The sequence below is a fragment of the Pedomonas sp. V897 genome (genome assembly GCF_051304405.1).
GTDB lineage: Bacteria > Pseudomonadota > Alphaproteobacteria > Sphingomonadales > Sphingomonadaceae > Pedomonas.
The window spans coordinates 7,501-29,533 of the sequence record NZ_JBPPGG010000004.1 but is presented as its reverse complement, the minus strand read 5'-3'; the positions used below and the strand labels follow the sequence as shown (position 1 = coordinate 29,533).

The 22,033-nt window shown below is 67.8% G+C and carries 23 protein-coding genes (1 of these 23 cut by a window edge); 12 read left to right on the top strand and 11 right to left on the bottom strand.

What is annotated here, in order from left to right:
* Positions 1-123 precede the first annotated feature (123 nt).
* From ACSJJU_RS10865 to ACSJJU_RS10850, 4 genes are all read right to left on the bottom strand, one after another.
* On the bottom strand, positions 124-1,542 hold the full coding sequence (locus ACSJJU_RS10865; RefSeq protein ID WP_435915474.1) for a pyridoxal phosphate-dependent decarboxylase family protein: 1,419 nt from the start codon (positions 1,540-1,542) through the stop codon (positions 124-126).
* Positions 1,543-1,699: 157 nt separating this feature from the next.
* On the bottom strand, positions 1,700-2,032 hold the full coding sequence (gene grxD, locus ACSJJU_RS10860; protein ID WP_435915473.1) for a Grx4 family monothiol glutaredoxin: 333 nt from the start codon (positions 2,030-2,032) through the stop codon (positions 1,700-1,702).
* 17 nt (positions 2,033-2,049) lie between these two features.
* Positions 2,050-2,298 (bottom strand): BolA family protein, encoded by a 249-nt coding sequence (locus tag ACSJJU_RS10855; RefSeq protein WP_435915471.1) that lies wholly within the window; start codon positions 2,296-2,298, stop codon positions 2,050-2,052.
* Between the two features lie 57 nt (positions 2,299-2,355).
* Positions 2,356-2,679, bottom strand: a complete 324-nt coding sequence (locus ACSJJU_RS10850; protein ID WP_435915470.1) for a DUF1476 domain-containing protein — start codon at positions 2,677-2,679, stop codon at positions 2,356-2,358.
* 281 nt (positions 2,680-2,960) lie between these two features.
* On the opposite strand from ACSJJU_RS10850, the gene purC reads away from it, so the two are divergent.
* The 7 genes from purC to ACSJJU_RS10815 all read left to right on the top strand — a co-directional run bounded on the left by purC (position 2,961) and on the right by ACSJJU_RS10815 (position 8,145).
* Positions 2,961-3,749, top strand: a complete 789-nt coding sequence (gene purC / locus ACSJJU_RS10845) for a phosphoribosylaminoimidazolesuccinocarboxamide synthase (protein ID WP_435915469.1) — start codon at positions 2,961-2,963, stop codon at positions 3,747-3,749.
* The gene (gene purS, locus ACSJJU_RS10840; protein ID WP_435915468.1) at positions 3,746-3,985 is read left to right on the top strand and encodes a phosphoribosylformylglycinamidine synthase subunit PurS; all 240 of its coding nucleotides are present in this window, start codon (positions 3,746-3,748) and stop codon (positions 3,983-3,985) included. The genes purC and purS overlap by 4 nt, the downstream gene beginning before the upstream one ends.
* 123 nt (positions 3,986-4,108) lie before the next feature.
* Positions 4,109-4,774, top strand: a complete 666-nt coding sequence (gene purQ / locus ACSJJU_RS10835) for a phosphoribosylformylglycinamidine synthase subunit PurQ (RefSeq protein WP_435915467.1) — start codon at positions 4,109-4,111, stop codon at positions 4,772-4,774.
* 198 nt (positions 4,775-4,972) lie between these two features.
* On the top strand, positions 4,973-6,760 hold the full coding sequence (locus ACSJJU_RS10830) for a DUF885 domain-containing protein (protein WP_435915465.1): 1,788 nt from the start codon (positions 4,973-4,975) through the stop codon (positions 6,758-6,760).
* Between the two features lie 302 nt (positions 6,761-7,062).
* Entirely contained in the window at positions 7,063-7,476 is a 414-nt protein-coding gene (locus ACSJJU_RS10825; protein ID WP_435915463.1) for a hypothetical protein, read from the top strand.
* The gene (locus ACSJJU_RS10820; RefSeq protein ID WP_435915462.1) at positions 7,476-7,943 is read left to right on the top strand and encodes an ImmA/IrrE family metallo-endopeptidase; all 468 of its coding nucleotides are present in this window, start codon (positions 7,476-7,478) and stop codon (positions 7,941-7,943) included. The genes ACSJJU_RS10825 and ACSJJU_RS10820 overlap by 1 nt, the downstream gene beginning before the upstream one ends.
* A gap of 19 nt (positions 7,944-7,962) precedes the next feature.
* Positions 7,963-8,145, top strand: a complete 183-nt coding sequence (locus ACSJJU_RS10815) for a hypothetical protein (protein WP_435915460.1) — start codon at positions 7,963-7,965, stop codon at positions 8,143-8,145.
* Between the two features lie 85 nt (positions 8,146-8,230).
* Here ACSJJU_RS10815 and ACSJJU_RS10810 read toward each other — a convergent pair whose 3' ends face one another.
* Complete coding sequence (locus tag ACSJJU_RS10810) at positions 8,231-8,581, bottom strand: RidA family protein (RefSeq protein ID WP_435915459.1); 351 nt, start codon at positions 8,579-8,581, stop codon at positions 8,231-8,233.
* 219 nt (positions 8,582-8,800) lie between these two features.
* Here ACSJJU_RS10810 and purL point away from each other — a divergent pair, with 219 nt between their 5' ends.
* The 3 genes from purL to ACSJJU_RS10795 all read left to right on the top strand — a co-directional run bounded on the left by purL (position 8,801) and on the right by ACSJJU_RS10795 (position 13,072).
* Positions 8,801-11,005 carry a phosphoribosylformylglycinamidine synthase subunit PurL gene (purL, locus tag ACSJJU_RS10805; protein ID WP_435915457.1) on the top strand — a complete coding sequence of 735 codons (2,205 nt, stop codon included), beginning with the start codon at positions 8,801-8,803 and terminating at the stop codon, positions 11,003-11,005.
* 450 nt (positions 11,006-11,455) lie between these two features.
* Positions 11,456-11,878, top strand: a complete 423-nt coding sequence (locus ACSJJU_RS10800; RefSeq protein WP_435915456.1) for an Ohr family peroxiredoxin — start codon at positions 11,456-11,458, stop codon at positions 11,876-11,878.
* Between the two features lie 162 nt (positions 11,879-12,040).
* Positions 12,041-13,072: an NADP-dependent oxidoreductase gene (locus ACSJJU_RS10795; RefSeq protein WP_435915454.1), complete on the top strand. Its 1,032-nt coding sequence runs from the start codon at positions 12,041-12,043 to the stop codon at positions 13,070-13,072.
* 69 nt (positions 13,073-13,141) lie between these two features.
* Here ACSJJU_RS10795 and ACSJJU_RS10790 read toward each other — a convergent pair whose 3' ends face one another.
* On the bottom strand, positions 13,142-13,492 hold the full coding sequence (locus ACSJJU_RS10790) for a GFA family protein (protein WP_435915453.1): 351 nt from the start codon (positions 13,490-13,492) through the stop codon (positions 13,142-13,144).
* A 123-nt stretch (positions 13,493-13,615) separates the two neighbouring features.
* Positions 13,616-13,846 carry a sulfurtransferase TusA family protein gene (locus tag ACSJJU_RS10785; RefSeq protein WP_435915452.1) on the bottom strand — a complete coding sequence of 77 codons (231 nt, stop codon included), beginning with the start codon at positions 13,844-13,846 and terminating at the stop codon, positions 13,616-13,618.
* A 355-nt stretch (positions 13,847-14,201) separates the two neighbouring features.
* Here ACSJJU_RS10785 and ACSJJU_RS10780 point away from each other — a divergent pair, with 355 nt between their 5' ends.
* Positions 14,202-14,801, top strand: a complete 600-nt coding sequence (locus ACSJJU_RS10780) for an NYN domain-containing protein (RefSeq protein WP_435915451.1) — start codon at positions 14,202-14,204, stop codon at positions 14,799-14,801.
* A 78-nt stretch (positions 14,802-14,879) separates the two neighbouring features.
* Here the strand turns inward: ACSJJU_RS10780 and ACSJJU_RS10775 are convergent, their stop codons facing one another.
* On the bottom strand, positions 14,880-15,680 hold the full coding sequence (locus tag ACSJJU_RS10775; protein WP_435915450.1) for a crotonase/enoyl-CoA hydratase family protein: 801 nt from the start codon (positions 15,678-15,680) through the stop codon (positions 14,880-14,882).
* 201 nt (positions 15,681-15,881) lie between these two features.
* Here ACSJJU_RS10775 and ACSJJU_RS10770 point away from each other — a divergent pair, with 201 nt between their 5' ends.
* The gene (locus ACSJJU_RS10770; RefSeq protein WP_435915449.1) at positions 15,882-16,871 is read left to right on the top strand and encodes a peptidoglycan-binding protein; all 990 of its coding nucleotides are present in this window, start codon (positions 15,882-15,884) and stop codon (positions 16,869-16,871) included.
* Between the two features lie 55 nt (positions 16,872-16,926).
* Here the strand turns inward: ACSJJU_RS10770 and ACSJJU_RS10765 are convergent, their stop codons facing one another.
* The 3 genes from ACSJJU_RS10765 to ACSJJU_RS10755 all read right to left on the bottom strand — a co-directional run.
* Positions 16,927-17,814 (bottom strand): hypothetical protein, encoded by an 888-nt coding sequence (locus ACSJJU_RS10765; RefSeq protein WP_435915448.1) that lies wholly within the window; start codon positions 17,812-17,814, stop codon positions 16,927-16,929.
* Positions 17,815-17,955: 141 nt separating this feature from the next.
* Positions 17,956-21,231, bottom strand: a complete 3,276-nt coding sequence (locus ACSJJU_RS10760) for an error-prone DNA polymerase (protein ID WP_435915446.1) — start codon at positions 21,229-21,231, stop codon at positions 17,956-17,958.
* A gap of 264 nt (positions 21,232-21,495) precedes the next feature.
* Positions 21,496-22,033 carry the 3' portion of a GntR family transcriptional regulator gene (locus ACSJJU_RS10755; RefSeq protein WP_435915445.1) on the bottom strand. The gene runs 122 nt beyond the window's last position, so 538 of the gene's 660 nt are visible here — the last part of the coding sequence; its start codon lies beyond the right edge, outside the window — the gene reads right to left on this strand; it ends in the stop codon at positions 21,496-21,498.

Genomic DNA, 22,033 nt, shown 5'->3' with positions numbered 1-22,033 from the left:
GGGGGGGGGGGGGGGGGGGGGGGGGGGGGGGGTGGGGGCGGGGGGGGTGTGGTCTCTTCCCCCCCCCCCCCCCCCCCCACCCCCCCCTTAACCTTGAAGCAAAAAGAAACTCGCCCCCCCGGCTCAGCCCGGCGTCCGTGCCGTCTTGCGGATCAGGTCGAGCGCGGCGTCCACGTGGCGGGCTTCGGTGTTGGTCTGGCCCACCTGGAAGCGGATGACGTAGCGGCCGTTCACCCGCGTCTGGGTGAAGTAGACCTGGCCCGTATCGTTGAGCGCGGCGAGCAGGCGTTCGTTGTGGGCGTCCAGCGCCTCGTCCGACAGTCCCTCGGGCCGGTGGCGGAAGGTGAAGAGGGCCAGCCTTAGCGGCGAGGTGATCTCGAAGTCCGGCTCCGCGCTCAGGGCGTCATGGGCGCGGGCGGCGAGGTCGATGTGGCGGCGCAGGATCGCCCGCAGCCCTTCGAGGCCGTAGGAGCGCAGCACGAACCAGAGTTTGAGCGCACGGAAGCGGCGGCCCAGCGGCACGCTCCAGTTGCTGTAGTCCGTGATGCCTTCTGCGCCGTGGGTGCGCAGGTATTCGGGCACCAGCGAGAGGGTGCGCTGGAGCGCCTCCGGCTCGCGCACGTAATGGGCCGAGCAGTCGAAGTTGGTGAGCAGCCACTTGTGCGGGTTGAAGACGAAGCTGTCCACCAGTTCCAGCCCGTCGGCGATGTGCCGCCATTCCGGCAGGATGAGGGCGGAGCCGGCCCAGGCCGCGTCCACGTGCACGAATGCGCCGTGGGAGCGGGCGATCTGCGCCACGGCCCACACGTCGTCCATGCCGCCCGTGCCGGTGCCGCCGATGCAGGCAACAACGCACGCGGGCTTGATGCCCGCCGCCACGTCGCGGCGGATGGCCGCCTCCAGCGCGTCCGGCCGGATGGCGCGGGTTTCGTCCACCGGGATCTTGCGGACCATCTGCGCGCCGTAGCCCGCCACCCGCGCGCCCTTCTCGACGGACGAGTGGGCGTCCTCGCTGCAATAGACCGCGAGCCGCTCGCCCGACATCGCCAGCCCTTGCGCGTTGGAGGCGTAGTCGGTCGCCCGTTCGCGGGCCATGAGCAGGGCGGAGAGCGTCGCCTCCGAGGCGCTGGCCTGGATGGAGCCGTGGAAGCCCTGCGGCAGGGCGAGCGCCTGGGACAGCCACTCCATCATCCGCCCTTCCAGCTCGGTAGCGGCGGGGGAGGTCTGCCACAGCATGCACTGGGCGGCGAGGGTTGCGGTCAGCATCTCCGCCAGCACCGAGGGCGGGCTCGAATTGGCGGGGAAGTAGGCGAAGAAGCCGGGGTGCTGCCAGTGGGTCATGCCCGGCAGCACGATCTCCCGGAAGTCCTCGAAGATCGCCTCGAACGGCTCGCCCTGCTCGGGCGGCGCGTCGGCCATCTGCGCGGCGATGCTGCCGGGGGCGACGCGCGCCCGCACCGGGTAGTGTTCCACGCCGGCCATGTAGTCGGCCATCCAGTCCACCAGCGCATGGGCATGGCGGCGAAACGTCTCGTTATCCAACACGCATCTCCACAAGCAAGGAAGGTCCACATGAAAGAAGGCCCGACGCCGGGGCATCGGGCCTTCTCCTCGTAACACGTTCGGGTGTCCGTTTGCCGGGCATCCTGTTGCCGGGCGGGCATCCGGTTGCCGGGTGCAGGCCGGGTGCCCTGCGGCCTCAGTCGGCGGCGGTGACGCCCTTTTCCTCCAGCAGCTGCTGAAGTTCGCCGGACTCGAACATCTCCATCATGATGTCCGAGCCGCCGATGAACTCGCCCTTGACGTAGAGCTGCGGGATGGTCGGCCAGTTGGAAAACTGCTTGATGCCCTCGCGCAGCTCCGGGCTCTCCAGCACATTGTAGCTGGCGTAAGAGACGTTCAGGCGCTCGAGGATCGCCACGGCGCGCGACGAGAAGCCGCACTGCGGGAAATCCGGGGTGCCCTTCATGAAAAGCACCACGTCGTAGGTATCCACCGCCTGACGGATGCTGTCGAAGATGTTTTCGCTCATTGCCTTACTCCAGGGCCTTATTCCAGGGGGGCGGCGTCCGGCACCCGGGTGGTGAGCGCCAGCGCATGCAGCTCGCCGCCCATGCGGCCCTGCAACGCCTGATAAACCAGTTGGTGCTGCCGCACGCGTGGCAGCCCCGCGAAGGCGGACGACACCACGGTCGCCGCATAGTGGTCGCCGTCGCCGGCCAGGTCCTGAATGGAAACCTGGGCGTCCGGCAGGGCCTCCTTGATGAGGCGTTCGATCTCGTCAGCTGCCATGGGCATGGTGCGAAGCTCTTTCCCTGGCCGTCGGCCCCGGTTTTCCGGGCCGAAGCCGGTTGCTCAGATGCTCTCGAAGAACTGGCGGCGCGCTTCCGCCATCTTCTCTTCCATCATCCGGCGCACCTGGTGCTCGGTGATCTCGATGCCGCGCGCCGTGAGGTCGCCGTAGATCTTGCGGAACACGTCCTCGTCGCCCGCTTCCTCGAAGTCGGCATGGATCACCGACTTGGCGTAGGTTTCCGCCTCTTCCGGCGTCAGCTTGAGGAGTTCGGCCACCCACAGCCCCAGGAGCTTGTTCCGCCGTGCAGCCACCTTGAACTGCAACTCGGCGTCCCGCGCGAACTTCTCCTCGAACGCTCTCTCCCGGTTATCGAACGTGGTCATAGCCTCTTTCTCTTGAAACTGGTCGCAATCGACCCCCTACATAGAGAGCCGTCGGGACCGGATCAACTACCAGCCAGGCGGAAGCGTGCGAATCGCGGGCTGGGGGCAAGACATTAATCTTCATTGTTCCCCGGAACCCTTTGGAGTATGGAGAACCCGACTCGCTGGGGTGGTCAACGCCGCTTGGCCCCTGTTCCGCCGACGTGACAGATCGGGAATCGGGCCTTCAAGCGTAGACAGCCGCCGCCAGCACCCACACCTCCGACTCAGTGGACCGCATTATGTCTCGCCGTCGCCAAATTTACGAAGGCAAGGCCAAGATCCTTTACGAAGGACCGGAGCCTGGCACCATCATCCAGTATTTCAAGGATGACGCAACCGCCTTCAACGCGCAGAAGAAGGGCACGATCTCCGGCAAGGGCGTGCTCAACAACCGCATCTCGGAGCATGTGTTCACGCTCCTCGGCAACATGGGCATCCCGACCCATTTCATCCGCCGCCTGAACATGCGCGAGCAGCTGGTGCGGCAGGTTGAAATCGTGCCGATCGAGGTGGTCGTCCGCAACGTGGTGGCGGGCTCGCTGGCCAAGCGTCTGGGCCTGGAAGAGGGCATGCCGCTGCCGCGCACCATCATCGAGTACTACTACAAGAACGACGCCCTCGGCGATCCGATGATCACCGACGAGCACATCGCCGCCTTCGGCTGGGCCACCCAGGAAGAGATGCACGACATCGCGGACCTCGCGATCCGCATCAACGACTTCCTGTCGGGCCTGTTCGCCGGCATCGGCATCAAGCTCGTGGACTTCAAGCTGGAGTTCGGCCGCCTGTGGGAGGGCGACTACAGCCGCATCATCCTGGCGGACGAGATCAGCCCCGACGGCTGCCGTCTGTGGGACGCCGCCACCGGCGAGAAGCTGGACAAGGACCGCTTCCGCCGCGACATGGGCGGCGAAGTGGAAGCCTATCAGGAAGTGGCGCGCCGCCTCGGCCTTCTGCCGGAAGGCTCGGTGTCGACCGTTCTTGATCTGGATCAGCACCGCAAGGCACGCGAGGAAGGACGGGGATGAAAGCCAAGGTTTACGTAACGCTGAAGAACGGGGTGCTCGACCCCCAGGGCAAGGCCATCGCCGGCGCGCTGCATGGCCTGGGCTTCAGCGCTGTCGAGGATGTTCGCCAGGGCAAGTTCATCGAGCTGGAAGTGGCCGAGACGGACGCCGAGAAGGCCCGGGCCCAGATCGATGAGATGTGCCGCAAGCTGCTGGCCAACACGGTCATCGAGAACTACCGGATCGAGCTGGCCTGAAACCGGTAGGGCCGCCCGGGGCACCGGGCGGCCGGTCCGCTTCTTGCCGATCCGCTTCTCGGGGGCCTTCCCGCCCCGAACATCCAAAGCCCGTCAGAAACACCCAAAGCTGGGGTCAAGGTTATGAAATCCGCCGTTATCGTTTTTCCGGGTTCCAACTGCGACCGGGACATGGCCGCCGCCCTGCACAAGATCAGCGGCAATGAGCCCGCCATGGTCTGGCACGGCGACAGCACCCTGCCGGAGGGCCTGGACCTGATCGCCCTGCCCGGCGGCTTTTCCTACGGCGACTACCTGCGCTCCGGCGCCATGGCCGCCCAGTCGCCGGTCATGCGCGAGGTGGTGAAGGCCGCCGATCGCGGCGTGAAGGTGCTGGGCGTGTGCAACGGCTTCCAGATCCTCACCGAAGCCGGCCTGCTGCCGGGCGCGCTGATGCGCAACGCCGGCCTGAAGTTCATCTGCCGTGACGTCACCCTCAAGGTGGAGAACGACGACACCATCTTCACCCGCCGCTACGAGGCCGGTCAGGAAGTGGTGTTCCCGGTCGCCCACCACGACGGCAACTACTTCGCCGACGACGAGACGCTGGCCCGCATCGAGGGCAACGGCCAGGTGGTGTTCCGCTACGTGAACAACCCCAACGGCTCGCGCAACGACATCGCCGGCATCATCAACGAAAAGGGCAACGTGATCGGCATGATGCCGCACCCGGAGCGGCTCATCGAGCCGGAGCAGGGCGGCACCGACGGCCGCGGCCTGTTCGAGAGCGTGATCGCCTCGCTGCAATAAGCCGCGCCGCACCAGCCATCGCAAAAGGCCGGAGGGTCCGCCCTCCGGCCTTTTTTGTTTTTCGCTGACCGTTTTACCCGGGGAGCGGAACGGCGCGTTGCTTGACACGTTACGGTCGCGTCTGCACTATTTCGTATATGTTATGCGATTGACCTTCCCTCAGCCGTCCGCCGGGCCGGCGCAAACCGTGGAGCCGACATGAAGCGCCAATCCCTTGCCACCACCCTTGTTCTCGCCCTGTCGCTGGGCACCAGCGGCGTCATCCACACGGCGGAAGCCGCGAGTACACCGGAGGCGGCGAGTCCCGCAGCGGGCTCCGCCGATGCCCGCCTCAAGGCCCTCTACGAGGCGGAGTGGGCGTGGCGCACCAAGGAGTTCGGCCTCGAGGACGATGACGGCAGCCGCGGCGCGAACCTGCCCCGGGTCGATCCCGCCAGCCAGAAGCGCCGCGAGGCCTACTGGGCAAACATGCTGAAGCAGCTGGATGCCATTCCGCTCGACCAGCTCTCGCCCGAGGAGCGGATCAATGCGGAAGTGTTCCGCACCGCCCTTGAAGGCTTCCTGATCGAGCAGCGTTTCCGCGAGTACGAGAACCCGTTCGGCTTCTGGATCTGGATCGCGCCGCGCCACGGCTACGGAACGGTCGAGGAATACCGCAACTACATCGGCCGCCTGCGCGACATGCCGCGCTACATCGACGAGCAGATCGCCAACATGCGCGCCGGCCTCAAGCGCGGCTTCACCAATCCGCGCGCGTCTCTGGCCGGGCGCGACGCGCCCATCGCGCCGCTGGCGCAGGCCGAGGTGGAGAAGAACCCGCTCTACACGGCCTTCTCCCTGATGCCCTCCAACATTCCGGCCAGCGAGCGCGACCCGCTCATCGCCGAGGGCCGGGCCGCCATTGCCGCCGCGGCGAAGGCGTTCGAGAAGCTGCACCGGTTCGTCCGCGACGAGTACATCCCCAACGCCCGCACCACCACGGCGGCGGAGGACCTGCCCGACGGCAAGGCCTACTACGCCGCCAAGCTGCGCCAGTACACCACCACCGACCTGACGGCCGAGCAGATCCACGCGATCGGCCTCAAGGAAGTGGCCCGCATCAAGGCGGACATGGAGGCGACCATGAAGGAGTCGGGCTGGACCGGCGACTTCAAGGGCTTCCTGCACTTCCTGAAAACGGACCCGCAGTTCTACGCCAAAACGCCCTACGAACTGCTCGCCAAGTCGGCCTATGTGGCAAACAAGATCAACGGCCAGCTCAAGTACATGTTCGGGCTGCTGCCGCGCTACCGCTTCACCATCCGCCCGACGCCCGACAACATCGCGCCCTTCGCCACCGGCGGCAACGGCGGGCTCGAGAGCTGCCTGATGAACACCTACAACCTGCCGGCGCGGCCGCTCTACACCATTCCGCCGCTCACGGCCCACGAGTGCGCCCCCGGCCACAGCTTCCAGGCGGCGCTGGCGCTGGAAGGGCCGAACCGGCCGGAGATCCGCAAGCACACCTACTTCTCGGGCTACGGCGAGGGCTGGGCGCTCTACATGGAGTGGCTCGGCAAGGAAATGGGCATCTACGAGACGCCCTATGACGAGTTCGGCCGCCAGACCTACGAGATGTGGCGCGCGGCGCGTCTGGTGGTGGACACCGGCCTCCACCACATGGGCTGGACCCGCGAGCAGGCCATTGAGTACATGGCCAGCCACACCGCCCTCTCCGACCTCGAGGTGACGCTCGAGGTGGAGCGCTACATGAACTCGCCCGGCCAGGCCAATGCCTACAAGCTGGGCGAGCTGCTGATCCGCCGCAAGCGCGCCGAGGCCGAGCAGGCGCTGGGGGCGAAGTTCGACCAGCGCTGGTTCCACGACACCATCCTGAACCTGGGCTCGGTGCCGCTCTCGACGCTGGAGCGCGTGCTCGACGAGTGGATCGCCCGCGGCGGCCCGAACCCGCACGCGGACACCGCAAAGGCGTGCGATTGCAAATAGGGCAAGCCCGCTACGGCAAGGGCCGCTGCCCCTGCGGCCCCGCTGCCGCAGAAGGCCGGAGGACTCCCTCCGGCCTTTTTTCTTGCCCTGCCTGCCCCTCCACCGTTCTGTCCTTGACCCAACTCCGGTTGCAAACCGGACGTGACCACGGACAGATCAAAGAGCAATGCCGCGGTGTGCTCATGGTCCGAACGGTCCCCTGAAAGGCCGGGGAATCAGGCCTTTCGGCGCAATTAAAAGCTTGACCACGTATAGTTCATACGGACTATATCGGACATTGCAAATCCGTCACGGATCCATCGATGAGCATCAAGGCCGCCGCAATCGAAACAGCAAAAGCCTGTGACGAAATAATAGAAGCAACACGGCAGGCATGTGAAATACCTGTCATTTCCGTGCCTTCCCCCATACCCACACCTGATTTCAACGCTTTGGCGACCTCTTTCGCCTCCCTGTCGACAGCATTCACATGGGGAACTGTTCTCCTTGGGGTGATCGCCCTCTTCTTTGCCATCGGCTGGGGTTATTACATCAAGGTCCGGGCCGAGCATGAGGCCCGAGAGATTGCCAAGAATTGTGCGGATTCCTACATAAGGGAATGGCTGGCCGAAGAGGCTCCAGGCATAATACGGCGTCACGTTGGCCTGCTCGGAGATGCGACAATCGGCAATGGCGATGACGAAAAGGCTGCCGACGATATAGGGGAAAACGCCTGATGACGCGCGAGCCGCTGTCCGTAATCTCGAAATACTGGGACAGAAAGCCTGTCCCCATCGAGGAAATCATTACCGATCTGGGCCTCGAACTCGTCAAGGAATCCCTGGATAACGAAGTCTCCGGCTATATCGAACGAAAGCCGGACGGACGTTATCGGATCGTCGTGAACGGAAATCACCCGCGCACAAGACAGCGTTTCACAGCCGCCCACGAGCTTGGCCATTACATCTATCATCGGGATCTTCTGGGCGATGGCGTTGGAGACAATCGGGCTTACAGAGCCGAAGGAACCAGACGTCCCAATCCCTATATCCGTCCCCAGCATGAACGGCAAGCGAACAGCTTTGCGGCCAATGTGTTGATGCCGCGCCATGCGCTCATCAATGTGGGGAACCGAAACACGGAAGAGCTTGCCAAGGAGTTTGGGGTCTCCACGGAAGCAATGCGAATCCGGCTGGGACGCTGATGGCCGGGATGCGTGAACGGTGCGCACCCGCCTGTCCATCTGCCGGAAGAAGCGGCGCTACGCCAGCGAGGCGGAAGCGCTGGAGGCGGTGCTGCGCGCAACCGTCACGCTCCGCCCCTACCGCTGCGACCGCTGCCGCCAGTTTCATCTGACCAGCCGCACCAAGGGCAAACGGGTGCCGCGGCGGGTGACGATGGAATAAGGGGAGACCCCACCCCGTACCCGCAAGCGCCCCGAACAGGACCGTCTGGAGCGGCCGGTCTTTTCATTGCAAACCGAGCGGCCTCCTACGCCACCGCCGCCGTGACGATGATCTCCACCAGATACTCCGGCGCGGCGAGCTTGCCCTCGATGGTGGCGCGGGCGGGCGCGTGGCCGGGGGCGACCCAGGCGTCCCACACCGCGTTCATCTCGGCGAAGGTGGCGATGTCGGCGAGGATGATCTGGGCGGAGAGAATGCGGGTCTTGTCCGTGCCCGCCAGCGCCAGCAGGCGGTCCACCTCGGCCAGCGCGCTGGCGGTCTGCTCGGCGACAGTTGAGCCGGTCTCGCCCACCTGCCCCGCCAGATAGACGACGCCGTTGTGGATGACCGCCTGGCTCATGCGGGTTTCGGTCTCAAGCCGGGTGATGGTGGACATGGCACTGCCTTTCCTGCTGACATGTGAATTCCGCCAGAGGGAATGGCCGGTTGCGGCCCGCCAGGCAAGCGGTCTGCGCAGGCCATCCACGCAGACAGTCCGCAACAGGGCACACATCGTCACAGAACGCCACCAGGGCGCCATCGCGCACTGGCGTTCCGTGCCTCAAGCGGCTATGAGCGTCCCCAAATTGTCCCGCCCAACGGATTGAGAGACGGTATGTCTGTGTCCCCCGCCATCACGCCCGAGGTTGTTGCCGAACATGGCCTGACCACCGAGGAATACGAGGTCATCCTCAAGAGCCTTGGCCGCGAGCCGAACCTCACCGAACTCGGCATCTTCTCCGTCATGTGGTCGGAGCACTGCTCCTACAAGTCGAGCCGCGTGCACCTGAAGAAGCTGCCGACCAAGGCCCCGTGGGTCATCCAGGGCCCCGGCGAGAATGCGGGCGTCATCGACATCGGCGACGGCTGGGCCGCCATCTTCAAGATGGAGAGCCACAACCACCCGTCGTACATCGAGCCCTACCAGGGCGCGGCCACCGGCGTCGGCGGCATCCTGCGCGACGTGTTCACCATGGGCGCGCGCCCCATCGCCAACATGAACGCCCTGCGCTTCGGCGACCCCACCCACCCGAAGATGCGCCACCTGATCTCGGGCGTGGTCTCCGGCATCGGCGGCTACGGCAACTGCGTCGGCGTGCCGACCGTGGGCGGCGAGGTGAACTTCCACGCCTCCTACAACGGCAACATCCTCGTCAACGCCATGACGGTGGGTCTCGCCCGCCAGGACAAGATCTTCTACTCGGCCGCCGCCGGCATCGGTAACCCGGTGGTCTATGTCGGCTCCAAGACCGGCCGCGACGGCATCCACGGCGCGACCATGGCCTCGGCCGAATTCACCGAGGACTCGGAGGAGAAGCGCCCGACCGTGCAGGTGGGCGACCCCTTCACCGAGAAGCTGCTGATCGAAGCCTGCCTCGAGCTGATGGAATCCGACGCGATCGTGGCCATTCAGGACATGGGCGCGGCGGGCCTCACCTCCTCGTCGGTGGAAATGGCCTCCAAGGGCGGCGTCGGCATCGAGCTGGACCTGGACAAGGTGCCCTGCCGCGAGGAAGGCATGGTGCCCTACGAGATGATGCTCTCCGAATCCCAGGAGCGCATGCTCATGATCCTGAAGCCGGGCCGCGAGGCCGAGGCGGAGAAGATCTTCCACAAGTGGGGCCTCGACTTCGCCGTCATCGGCACCATCACCGACACCGGCCGCCTGGTGCTGAAGTTCAAGGGCGAAGTGGCGGCGGACATCCCGCTCGGCCCGCTCGGCGACAACGCCCCGGCCTACGAGCGCCCCTACGTGCCGACCCCGAAGCCGGCCGAGCTGCCCGCGAGCAGCGTCCCGGCGCCGAACGACTACGGCCAGGCGCTCCTCAAGCTGATCGGCTCGCCCGACATGGCATCGCGCCGCTGGATCTGGGAGCAGTATGACCACATGGTCATGGCCAACACCATCCAGCGCCCGGGCGGCGACGCCGCCGTGGTTCGCGTGCAGGACGGCACCCGGAGCAAGAAGGCCCTCGCCATCTCCACCGACTGCACCCCGCGCTACTGCTTCGCGGACCCGGTCGAGGGCGGCAAGCAGGCCGTGGCCGAGGTGTGGCGCAACATCACGGCGGTGGGCGCGAAGCCGCTGGCGATCACCGACTGCATGAACTTCGGCAACCCGCAGCGCCCGGAAATCATGGGTCAGTTCGTCGGCTGCATCGAGGGCATGGCAGAAGCCTGCACCGCGCTGGAGTTCCCGGTCGTCTCCGGCAACGTGTCGCTCTACAACGAGACCAACGGCTCCGGCATCCTGCCGACCCCGGCCATCGGCGGCGTCGGCCTCCTCGAGAACTACGAGACCATGGCCACCGTCGCCTTCAAGGCGGCGGACGAGACCATCGTGGTGCTGGGCGAGACCAAGGGCCACCTCGGCCAGTCGCTCTACCTGCGCGAGATCTGCGGCCGCGAGGAAGGCGCGCCGCCGCCGGTTGACCTCGCCGCCGAACGCCGCACCGGCGACTTCGTGCGCAGCCAGATCCAGGCGAAGGCCGTCACCGCCGTGCACGACTGCTCGGACGGCGGCCTCGTCAGCGCCGTGGTCGAAATGGCGCTGGCCGGCAACATCGGCGCCGAACTGACCGTCCCGGCGGACGTCGCCGCGCCCCACGCCTGGCTGTTCGGCGAGGATCAGGGCCGCTACGTCGTCACCACGAAGAACGCTGACGCCCTCCTCGCCGCCGCCAAGGCCGCCGGCGTCGCCGCAACCGTGATCGGCGTGACCAAGGGCGACCACGTGGCCGCCCAGGGCCTGTTCAACGTGAGCCTCGCCGACCTGCGCCAGGCTCACGAGGAATGGCTGCCGTCGCTGATGGCGAGCTGATTGGGGTCAGGGTTGGTTTTGCAGGGGGTCTCAACCCCCTGCACCCCCATTCGTTTCAAGGGGCCGCATCCTTCACGAAGGGCGCGGCCCTTTCCCTGTGGCGGGAGTTTATCGGGCCGCGTTTCCAGTGCGCGCCTGAAACACGGCCGCGAAAAGATCGGGAGTGCAGAGGGTCCGAGACCCTCTGCAAACGCAAAGCCCCTTACCCCGCCGCCGGACATGCCCCGCAATCGCCCGTAGAGGCGCCGTAGAGCGCGATTCCGGGCTCGCCCGCTACCACCCTAGCCGAAATAGGTAAAAACCTCTCCGTGAGCGTTTAAACCCCGCCAGCGACGATTTAGCCTTATGTAAAATACGCCCGACTTCGCCCGGGGCGTCGCGGCGGGGCGAAGCGATCCCGTCCTCCCGGCGTTTCACCGCCTGTTGCCTATCAGGTGAGGAGACTGGCTCGTGAAGACGCTTTATGAAACGACGGCCACGGCGACCGGCGGCCGGGAAGGCCATACCGAGACGGAAGACGGCAAGGTGGCGTTCGACCTGTCCATTCCCGAGGGGCTGGGCGGAAAGGGCGGCGACGGCGCCAACCCCGAGCAGCTCTTCGCGGCGGGCTACGCCGCCTGCTTTCTCAGCGCCGTGAAGGCGGTCGCCCCGAAGCAGGACGTGACCGTGCCCGAGGATGCCAAGGTGACGGCCACGGTCGGCATCGGCCGCCGCGACGACGGCACCGGCTTCGGCCTTGCCGTCCGCCTGACCGTGGAGCTGCCGGGCGTCGAGCGGGAGGAGGCGGAGGCAGTGGCGCGGGCGGCCCACGAGGTGTGCCCCTACTCCCACGCCATCAAGGGCAATGTGGCGGTTGACCTTGGCGTCGTCTGACGCGCGCAAGAACAGGATCGCGCCTCCGCGCGCAACAACTGCTTCGCGCCTCCGGCGCGCGGTGGGGGGCCGGTTTGACCGCCCGCCCGCTTCATAGCACCCTGACGTTGCCATCGCCGGGCGGTCTGGCCCGGCCCGTTCGGTAAGGGGGAGGGAATCGCCATGCCGCAATCCCGCGACGTCAACCGCCGCATCGTCCTCGCCGCGCGCCCCAAGGGTGCGCCCACGCCCGAGAACTTCCGGCTGGAGGAAGCGCCGGTGCCCGAGCCGCGCGAGGGCCAGGTGCTGCTGCGCACACTTTACCTGTCGCTCGACCCCTACATGCGCGGGCGGATGGACGACGGCCCCTCCTACGCCGAGCCGGTGCCGGTGGGCGGGGTGATGGTGGGCGGCACGGTCAGCCGGGTGGAGCAGTCCCGCCACCCCGGCTTCGCGCCGGGCGATCTGGTGCTGTCCTACTGCGGCTGGCAGGACTACGGCGTCTCGGACGGGCGGGAGCTGATCCGGCTCGACCCCGCCATGGAGAACCCCTCCCACGCGCTTGGCGTGCTCGGTATGCCGGGGATGACCGCCTACTTCGGCCTCCTCGACATCGGCCGGCCGCAGCCGGGCGAGACGGTGGCCGTTGCCGCCGCCACCGGCGCGGTGGGGTCTGTCGTCGGCCAGATCGCCAAGCTCAAGGGCTGCCGGGTGGTCGGCATCGCGGGCGGGCCGGAGAAGTGCCGCCATGCCGTCGAGGCGCTGGGGTTCGACGCCTGCATCGACCACCGCAGCGACGACTTCCGGCAGCGGCTGGCGGAGGCCTGCCCCAACGGCATCGATGTCTACTTCGAGAACGTGGGCGGCAAGGTGTTCGAGGCGGTGCTGCCGCGCCTCAACCCGGGCGGGCGGGTGCCGCTGTGCGGGCTCATCGCCCAGTACAACATGACCCACCTGCCGCCGGGGCCGGACCGGATGCCCCAGCTTCTCACCACCATTCTGATCCGCCGCCTGAAGATTCAGGGCTTCATCGTGACACTGGACTACGGCCACCGCGCCGCCGAGTTCAATGCGGACATGACCCGATGGGTGCGGGAGGGCCGCATCCGCTACCGGGAGGACGTGACCGAGGGGCTGGAGAATGCCCCCACCGCCTTCATGGGGCTGCTGGAGGGGCGCAACTTCGGCAAGGTGGTGGTGAAGGTCGGCGACTGACGCGCCCCTTGCCCCTCGCCCAGCGCGCCTTGCCCCTCGCCGCCTCGCCCCCCCGGCGGGCGGCGTCCCCTAGAAGCTGCGGCCGTCCACCGCCTTGGCCGGGATGGCGCGCGGGTCCACGCCTTCGAGGCAGTTGATGTTGATGGCCGCGATTTCGGTGCCGTCCGGCATCTGGCCGTAGGCGAAGCTCTCCACCCCGCAGGTGGCGCAGAACAGGTGCTGGATCCGCTTCGAGTTGAAACGGTACTCGGTGAGGTTCTCCGCACCCGACTTCAGCTCGAACCGGTCGCGCGGCGCGAAGGTGAGCACGAAGCCCATGCGCTGGCAGCGCGAGCAGTTGCAGGTGATGGCCTGCTCCAGGCTGGCCTCGACCTCATAGGTCACCGCGCCGCACTGGCAGCTGCCGCGAAAACGCTGCACTTGCATTCCCTTGATCCCCTTTGGCTTTCCCTCTGGCCCTTTGCGGCCGGGCGGCATCCTAGCGAAAGCGGGTGCCGCCTGCCCGGAAAATCGGCACGGCCGCCCCGGCTGGCAGGCGCGGGCTCAGGTGATCCGCACCCGGTAGCGGGTTGCCCCGTCCGGCTGATCGTCCGCGCTTTCCAGCACCCAGCCCTTCTCGGCGCAGAAGGCGGGCACGTCGCGGCGGGCGGCCGGATCGGTCGCCAGCAGCTCCAGCCGGTCGCCGGGCTGCGCCCCCTCCGCTGCCCGGCGCAACCGCAACACCGGCAGCGGACAGCGCAGTCCCCTGGCATCAACGCAGCGCATCGTCTCCATCGTCCCTCGCTCCCGGCGGCCCGCCGCCCTGCGACACTATGTCCGCGTCTAGCATGAAACCGGGGGCCGCCGGCAAGGAAACGGCGCTTCCAGCCCTGCCAGACGGCAAAATCGCGCATTTCCGCGCCCGATCCGCAGCGTTTCCCGCCCGTTCCTGCGGGCAATCGCCTCTCTGGTTCGTTTTTCTGGACAGGGCCGCCCGTTACCCCACCCCCTCGGTCAGGCAGCGGATGGCCCGCGGCAGGCCGGCCAAGATCTTGTTGTACCTATGGTATGAACGCGAAATCGTCGCTATGGTAATGATCTTGCTGTCTTACATTTTGCCAGCGTCTCTTCATTCCGTAGGGAGTTGTATATGAAGCGTGTTATTATCCAGATCGATGGCGGCCACTTGCGCGCCCAGGCTCGTCGTGACGGCATCGACTATACTGTCGATCTTATTGAAGACTTTGCCCATGCCCTGCTGGAGAAGCAGGAAGAACTGATCCGGGTTTTCTACTATGACTGCCGCCCCTACCAGGGGGAGGCCCAGCTTCCCGTCTCGGGCGAGCCGTATCATTTCAAGTCCGGCGGCGGCTGGCTCGACGAGCTGGCCGGACGGGATTACCTGTGCGTGCGCACCGGGATGCTGAAGTTCCGGGGCTGGAAGCCCAAGTCGCTGCCCATGCCCACCGGCGGCCTGACCGACCAGCACTTCCGCCCGGATTTCGAGCAGAAGGGCATCGACCTCCAGATCGGCCTCGATCTGACCCAGATCATCGACAGCCGCGCGGCGGACCGGGTGGTGCTGGTGGCCGCCGACACCGATCTGGTTCCGGCAATGGCGCGGGCCCGCAATTCGAGCGTGCAGCTGATCGGCGTCGATTTCCCCAACGCGCCGCTGCATGGCGAAATCCTCGCCCACTTCGACGTGATGCGCGAGGTGGAGTGGCCCAAGCCCGACCTGCGGGATTAAGAGCCGGGCTGGAAATTCTGGAAGGGGGCGGTGCCGCTGGCGCCCTGCCCCCTTTCCTGCTTCCGTTCTGCGCGGGGCTCAGCGCCCCTTGAACACGGCCGCGCGCTTCTCCCTGAAGCTGGCCACGCCCTCGGCGAAGTCCTCCGTATGGCCCAGCCGCGCCGAGACCGGCCCGAACTCGGCAGCGCAGGCCGCCTCCCCGTGCTGGGCATAGGTGATGGCGTTGGCGCGAATGGCCTCCACCGCCAGCGGCGCCTGGGCCGCGATGGTCTCGGCGATGGCAATGGCCCGGTTCAGCTCGAACCCCGGCGGCACGATCTCCTGAATGATGCCGATGCGGCAGCCCTCGTCCGCGCCGAATTCCTCGCCGGTGAGCAGCCAGCGCATGGCGTTGCCCCAGCCGCCCCGCTCGATGAAGCGGTAGGTGGCGCCGCCCACGGGCATCAGGCCGCGCCGGGGCTCCAGCATACCGAGTCGCACGTCGCTGGCCGCGACCACGATGTCCGCCGCCAGCGCCAGCTCAAGCCCGGCGGTGTAGGTAATGCCCTTGATGGCGGCGACGATCGGCTTCTTCCGCCACGGCGGGCGGCGGGCGAAAATGTCCGGCTTGCCCTCGACGCTCATGCCGAAGTCCTCGCCCCGGGCAAAGATCTCGGCGAAGCGGGGCAGCTCGAGCCCGGCGCAGAAATCCGGGCCGTGGGCGAACAGCACGCCGGCGCGCAGATCGGGCTCGGCATCCAGCTTCTGATAGGCCTCCGACAGCGCGCACAGCATCTCGGGAGTAAGGCCGTTGCGCTTTTGCGGACGATTGATGCCGATGAGCAGAATCCTGCCGTGGGTCTCGATGGTAATCGAGCCGGCGCTTGTCTCAACTGTCATGGCGTGAGTCCTCCCCTCTCCTGACCCGTTCGGCGGGCCCCTGTTTCGACCCCTCGTGCGGCCCCTGTTCCGCCCCCCTCCGGGCGCCGGAGCCGTCGCTGACAAGTGTAACGCCATCCGCCGCGCGGCACGAGAGCGCGCGCATAAACCTTTTCTTCACCACATTGCGCAAGGGTGACGCCAAGGAGATATTCGCCGGTCATGACCAGCGCCACCCACCTTTCTGCCAATTCCCTGGCTGCCGCACAGCTCTCGCCCGAGGGCCGCGCCGCGCTGGCCTGGTCCGACATGCGGCAGGAGATGCTGCGCCAGCTGTGGCAGGCGGCCATCGGCGACGCCGGGGACAGCGCCGACGCCGGTTCGGGCGCGGCCGCCTCGGCGCACAGCCTTGGCATCGATCCGATCATCCTGCTGGCCCTTCAGGGCGAAGCCGCCGCGACCGGCCCGGGGGCGGGCACCGACGCCACCGCCGTCATGGGCGCCGCCGCCTTCATGGGCGCGCTGCCGGCCTTTGGCGCGGGGCCTGACGGGCCGCTCGACCTCAAGGACAACGCCATCTACCAGCCGATGCTGGAGAGCGCCTCGGCCCGAACCGGGCTGCCCGCCGCCATGCTGGCCGCCATCGTCGATGCGGAAGCCGCCACCGTGAACGGCGTGTGGGACCCGGACAGCCGCAATCCCCGCTCCTCGGCGGCGGGGCTGACCCAGTTCCTGGCCTCCACCTGGGAGAGCGAGGCGGAGCGGCCCGGCACCTGGCTCAACGGCGTGGCGGCCGAGCGCGGCTGGCTCGACGGCAACGGCCGCGTGCTGGCCTCCGCCCGCGCCGATCTGCTGGCGCTGCGCTTCGACCCGCGCGCCTCCATCGAGGCGGCGGCGGACTACGCCCTCGCCAACCTGAACGCGCTGGAGAAGCAGGGGCTGGTGCATGACGGCTTGCCGCCGGAGGAACTGGCCAAGCGGGCCTACCTCGCCCACCATCTGGGGCCGGGTGACGCTGTCCGCTTCCTCACCCGGGGGCTCGATCCCTCGCGCGCCCGCGTGCTGCTGGCCTCGCAGATCGGCGGCGACGCCGCCGCGCACCGGATCCGGGCCGCCGGCAACGCCGCCGAGGCCCATCGCCAGTGGCTGACTGCCTATGTGGATCGCAAGGTCCGCATCGAGGATCATCAGCGCCGCACCATCACCGTTTAAGTCACGGCACGGTCCAGGCCGCGGCCCTGGCGCCCTGTCTCGCGCAAACGCGGGATCAGCGCACTTCTCCCAGTTTCACGCCGTAGGTGCGGTAGAGGTAGGCGAACAGCAGCATACGGAACACCCGCCGCTTGCCCCGCCGCCCCCGCACGATGAACCAGCCGTCCGGGTGCTGGTAGATGGAGGGCAGGATCTCGCGGGATTCGGCCAGCAGCAGGTCCTTGTCATGGCTGGTGAACCCTTGCGCCTCCGACGGCCGGGTGTTGAGCCAGATCAGCAGCGGCAACGCCAGCAGGAACGCCAGCAGGAGCCCCGCCAGAAGCACCGGGTTCCACCAGCCGCTGCCCTCCTCGAGGGACGGGAGCGCGCCCGCCGCCGTCGTCGCCCGCCGCGATTCGGTCGCGGCCGTCGCGGCAGGCGCCTTCGCCGCGGCGGCGGTTCTGGCGTTCTGCGACAGATACTTCTCGGCCCGCACGCCCCACACGGCAGTGATCGGCCCGTCCTGCGGGTTCATCGGCTGGATGGTGCCGTCGCCCCCGCTCACCCGCACCTCGTCCCGGGGGCTGATGTGCAGCACATAGGTTGGCTGCTCGGCGCACTTGGCCTTGAGGGTGAGCCCCTGACGGTTGGTGCCGAACATCTGGTAATCGCGCAGCAGCTTGCAGGTATGCCCCGACTGGCGAATCGCGTGCTCGATCAGGGTCGCCACCACATCCGCCGACTGTTGCCGGGAGACGGCCGCATGGATGCCGGCCACCGGTGCGGCTGCAATCTTGTCCGTTGCTGTCTGGCCAGTTGCTGTCTGGCCGGTTTCGGCCTGATCTGGTGCCGTCTGGTCAGCGGCCGTTCTGGCAGCCGTCCCGGACGCATCCGCCCCGCCGGCGTGCAGGGACACGCCAACAAGCGCGAAGGCAAGCATGGTCCGGCGCGACGACTGGCTCATCCCCCCATAAGCTCCGTCATTCTCAACCTGCGATGACAGGTTCCGCCTGCGAGATCAGGCGCAGTCATTATACTAGGGTATTTATACGGCCACGCCAGTGAGAAAACGGACAGGTTTGGCCCGGCCTGCCGCGCGCGGGCCCTAGTGGAAATCCCGCGAGCGCGGAATGACCCGCACCTGGCGCGGATGCCGCGCCTGCCCCGGGCGCATCCGCGAGTCCGCCGCCCGGTCCGCCGGATCGGCAGAAGCCGCCAGCCCGTCGGACAGCAGCGCCAGATCCCCGCTCATGTCGATGATGCGCACCGCCACCAGATGCACCACCGGTACGGCGGGCTTGGGGCCGTCAGGCGTCGCCTCCAGCCGCTGGATGCGCCCCTCGATCCGCACCAGGCGCCCGCCCATGACGGCGGCCCGGTACTTCTCGAACACGCCGGGCCAGAACACGATGTTGGCGATGCCGGTCTCGTCCTCCACCGTCATGAACACCACGCCGCTGGCGCTGCCCGGGCGCTGGCGCACCAGCACCACGCCCGCCATGCTGGCGCGCGCGCCGTCCCGCAGCGTCTGGAGCCCGGCGCAGGTGGAGACGCCCTGCCGGGCGTAGCGCGGGCGCAGCAGCGCCATGGGATGCGCCTTGAGCGACAGGCGCAGGGACTGGTAGTCCGCCACCACCTCCTCCGAGAGCGCCATGTCCGGCAGGGAGACGGCAGGCTCCGGCACCACCTCGCCCACGTGCTCGAACAGGGGCAGGGGCCGCGCCTTGGGCACGGCGCGCACGGCCCAGTGGGCCTGACGCCGGTCGTGCCCCAGCGAGCGGAAGGCATCGGCCGCGGCCATCTTCTCCAGCATGTCGACCGGCAGGCCCGAGCGGCGGCGCACCTCCTCGACGGTGCGGAACGGCCCGTCGCGGCGGGCGGCCACCAGCACCTCCACCGCGCTCTGGCCGAGGCCGTCGATCATCCGCAGGCCCAGCCGCACGGCAAAGCGCCCCTCGCCCGCTGCCTCCAGCGTGCAGTCCCAGTGGGAGTGGTTCACGTCCGGCTCGCGCACCTCGACGCCATGCTCGCGGGCGTCGCGCACGATCTGGGCCGGGGCATAGAAGCCGAGCGGCTGGGAGTTGAGCAGCGCCGCGCAGAACACGTCGGGATAGTGGCACTTGAGCCAGGCGGAGGCATAGACCAGCAGCGCGAAACTGGCCGCGTGGCTTTCGGGGAAGCCGTATTCGCCGAAGCCCTTGATCTGATCGAAGCAGCGGCGGGCGAAAACGGGATCATAGCCGCGCGCGATCATGCGGCTGACCATCATCTCCTCATACTCGTGAATGATGCCCCGGCGGCGGAAGGTGGCCATGGCCCGGCGCAGCCCGTTGGCCTCCGCCGGGCTGAACTGCGCCGCCTCCATGGCGATGCGCATGGCCTGCTCCTGGAACAGGGGCACGCCGAGGGTTTTCTTCAGGATGCGCTCCAGCTCGTCCGGCGGGCCCTGCCCGGGCGCGGGCGAGGGATAGAACACCGGCTCCAGCCCGTCGCGCCGGCGCAGGTAGGGATGCACCATGTCGCCCTGGATCGGCCCCGGGCGCACGATCGCTACCTGAATGACCAGATCGTAGAAGCAGCGCGGCTTGAGCCGGGGCAGCATGTTCATCTGCGCCCGGCTTTCCACCTGAAACACCCCCACCGAGTCGGCCCGGCACAGCATGTCGTAGACCCGCGGGTCCTCGCGCGGGATGGTCTCGAGCGCAAGCGGGCGGCCATGATGCGCCTTCACGAGGTCGAACGCCTTGTGCAGCGCGGTGAGCATACCCAGCGCCAGCACGTCCACCTTCAGGAGGCCGAGGGCGTTGATGTCGTCCTTGTCCCACTCGATGAAGGTGCGCTCCGCCATGGCGGCGTTGCCGATGGGCACGGTCTCGTCGAGCGCGCCCCTCGTCAGCACGAAGCCGCCCACGTGCTGCGACAGGTGGCGCGGAAACCCGATGAGCTGGTTGGCAAGCTGCAACGCCTGCATCACCCTGGTGTCCAGCACCTGAAGGCCCGCCTCGCGCAGCCGCTTCTCGTCGATCTCCCCGCCGTCGCCCGCGCCCGAGCCCCAGATGGTGCCGGCCAGCGCCGAGGTGACGTCTTCCGTCAGCCCCATGGCCTTGCCCACGTCCCGGATCGCCGAGCGCGGACGGTAGGAGATGACCGTCGCTGCCAGACCCGCCCGGTGGCGGCCATAGCGCCGGTAGATGTACTGGATGACCTCCTCGCGCCGCTCGTGCTCGAAGTCCACGTCGATGTCGGGCGGCTCGTGGCGCTCCTCGCTGATGAACCGCTCGAACAGCAGGTTCACTTCCGTCGGGTTGACCGAGGTGATGCCGAGGCAGAAGCACACCACCGAATTGGCGGCCGACCCCCGCCCCTGGCACAGGATGCCCTGCGCCCGGGCGTAGGAGACAATGTCGTGGACGGTCAGGAAATAGGGGGCGTAGTCCCGCTGCGCGATCAGCGCCAGCTCGCGCTGGATCGTCGTCCGCACCGTGTCCGGCAGGCCGCCGGGGAAGCGCCGCGCCGCGCCCTCCCACACCAGCGCCTCCAGATGCTGCTGCGGCGTCACCCCCGGCGGCACCGGCTCGTCCGGGTATTCGTAGCGCAGCTCGTCGAGGCTGAAGCGGCAGGCCTCCACGATCCTGAGGGTGTTGGCCAGCGCCTCCTCATGCCCCCGGAACAGCTCGGCCATGATCTCGGGCGGCTTCAGGTGCCGCTCCGCATTGCCCGCCAGCCTGAGGCCCGCCGCGCTGATGGTCGTCTTCTCGCGGATGCAGGTGAGCACATCCTGAAGCGGGCGCCGCTCCGGCATGTGGTAGAGCACGTCATTGGTGGCGACGAGCGGCAGGCCGAGCCCGTCGCCGATCGCCTGCAGGCGGCCAAGCCAGCGCCGGTCATCGCCCCGGTAGAGGTGCTGGGCGACAAGGTACAGCCCGGCGGCCGGGTGCAGGATCTGCTTCATCTGCAACAGCTGCTTGATGAAGTCGGCGATGGTGGTGCGGTCCCGCCGCTCCGGCGGAAGGATGGCGAGGATCAGCCCCTCGGCGTGCGCCGCCACATCGGCCAGCGTCAGGAAACACTCCCCCTTGGGCGCGCGGCACTTGCCCAGCGTCAGCAGCCGGGACAGCCGGCCATAGGCGGCCCGGTCCGTGGGATAGGCCAGCAGCGAGGGCGCATCCGCCAGATCGAGGCGGCAGCCGATCACCAGCCGCCCCCCCCGCGCCCTGGCCTCCGTGTGCATCCGCACCGCCCCGGCGAGCGTGTTGCGGTCCGTCACCGCCAGAGCCTCAAGGCCCAGCGCCTGCGCGCGCTCGACCAGCTCCGCCGCATGGCTCGCGCCCTGGAGGAAGGAGAAGTTGGTGGTCACCTGAAGTTCGGCATAGCGGCTCATAAGCACCTGTTCGGAAGAGATGGGCTTGTTCTGCACGCGTTTCTTTGTTCACCTTTTGTTCTGTTCTATCACAGCCCGCGTCCCGAGCAAAGCGCGATCCTGCGCCTTGCCGCGCATCCGCCCCTCCCCGCCGCCGGTGGCGCGGAAAGCCGGGATAAAGCCGGGTGTCTCAGGGCAAGCCAAAGGCCTGCGCACCGGGGCCGGAACCGGGCGTGTCCGGTTCAGACGCCGGCGCGCAGGCCGGGAACCGCAAGCGAACCGGGCCTAGCGGGTCAGCTCCCGAATGAGGTCGGGAAGCGCGGCGGCCCTCGCCTCATGGTAGGCCTTGAGCGACTGGCGCAGGTCATCGAGCTGGCGGGCCTGGAACTGCCGGAACATGGTCTGCAAGGCGCTCACCGTATCCGGCAGCAGGCGGTACTCGCACACCCGCACGTAATACAGCCGGTCATTGATGTTGCTGACGGCGCGGAAAATCTCGGAATTGCGTGCCTGCTCCGCCACCAGAAGCGCGAACTCCCCCGTGGCGTTGGCCACAGCCTCCTCGGACTGGGGGTCGCCCGGGGTCAGCCCGTCGAGCGACGAGGCCAGTGCCCCGATCCGGGTGGAATCCGACACGGCCGTCGATTTCTCCGCCTCGGCAAGGCCCAGCCCCAGATACCACTGGTTCATGTCGTAGAGGTTGCGGATTTCCAGCTCCGACGGCTGGCGTGCGAAAAATCCAAGGCCGGGGGCGCCGTCGATCAGCCGTTCCACCACCAGCCGGTTGAGGGCTTCCCGCACCGGCGTGGTGCTGACCCCCAGC

Coding starts and splice junctions, on each gene's coding strand:
- purC (WP_435915469.1), top strand. CDS start 2,961: ATGTCTCGCCGTCGCCAAATTTACGAAGGCAAGGCCAAGATCCTTTAC.
- ACSJJU_RS10820 (WP_435915462.1), top strand. CDS start 7,476: ATGACGCGCGAGCCGCTGTCCGTAATCTCGAAATACTGGGACAGAAAG.
- grxD (WP_435915473.1), bottom strand. CDS start 2,032: ATGAGCGAAAACATCTTCGACAGCATCCGTCAGGCGGTGGATACCTAC.
- ACSJJU_RS10810 (WP_435915459.1), bottom strand. CDS start 8,581: ATGTCCACCATCACCCGGCTTGAGACCGAAACCCGCATGAGCCAGGCG.
- ACSJJU_RS10775 (WP_435915450.1), bottom strand. CDS start 15,680: ATGACAGTTGAGACAAGCGCCGGCTCGATTACCATCGAGACCCACGGC.
- purQ (WP_435915467.1), top strand. CDS start 4,109: ATGAAATCCGCCGTTATCGTTTTTCCGGGTTCCAACTGCGACCGGGAC.
- ACSJJU_RS10760 (WP_435915446.1), bottom strand. CDS start 21,231: ATGAGCCGCTATGCCGAACTTCAGGTGACCACCAACTTCTCCTTCCTC.
- ACSJJU_RS10785 (WP_435915452.1), bottom strand. CDS start 13,846: ATGGAGACGATGCGCTGCGTTGATGCCAGGGGACTGCGCTGTCCGCTG.
- purS (WP_435915468.1), top strand. CDS start 3,746: ATGAAAGCCAAGGTTTACGTAACGCTGAAGAACGGGGTGCTCGACCCC.
- ACSJJU_RS10780 (WP_435915451.1), top strand. CDS start 14,202: ATGAAGCGTGTTATTATCCAGATCGATGGCGGCCACTTGCGCGCCCAG.
- ACSJJU_RS10795 (WP_435915454.1), top strand. CDS start 12,041: ATGCCGCAATCCCGCGACGTCAACCGCCGCATCGTCCTCGCCGCGCGC.
- ACSJJU_RS10830 (WP_435915465.1), top strand. CDS start 4,973: ATGAAGCGCCAATCCCTTGCCACCACCCTTGTTCTCGCCCTGTCGCTG.
- ACSJJU_RS10855 (WP_435915471.1), bottom strand. CDS start 2,298: ATGCCCATGGCAGCTGACGAGATCGAACGCCTCATCAAGGAGGCCCTG.
- purL (WP_435915457.1), top strand. CDS start 8,801: ATGTCTGTGTCCCCCGCCATCACGCCCGAGGTTGTTGCCGAACATGGC.
- ACSJJU_RS10825 (WP_435915463.1), top strand. CDS start 7,063: ATGAGCATCAAGGCCGCCGCAATCGAAACAGCAAAAGCCTGTGACGAA.
- ACSJJU_RS10770 (WP_435915449.1), top strand. CDS start 15,882: ATGACCAGCGCCACCCACCTTTCTGCCAATTCCCTGGCTGCCGCACAG.
- ACSJJU_RS10850 (WP_435915470.1), bottom strand. CDS start 2,679: ATGACCACGTTCGATAACCGGGAGAGAGCGTTCGAGGAGAAGTTCGCG.
- ACSJJU_RS10765 (WP_435915448.1), bottom strand. CDS start 17,814: ATGAGCCAGTCGTCGCGCCGGACCATGCTTGCCTTCGCGCTTGTTGGC.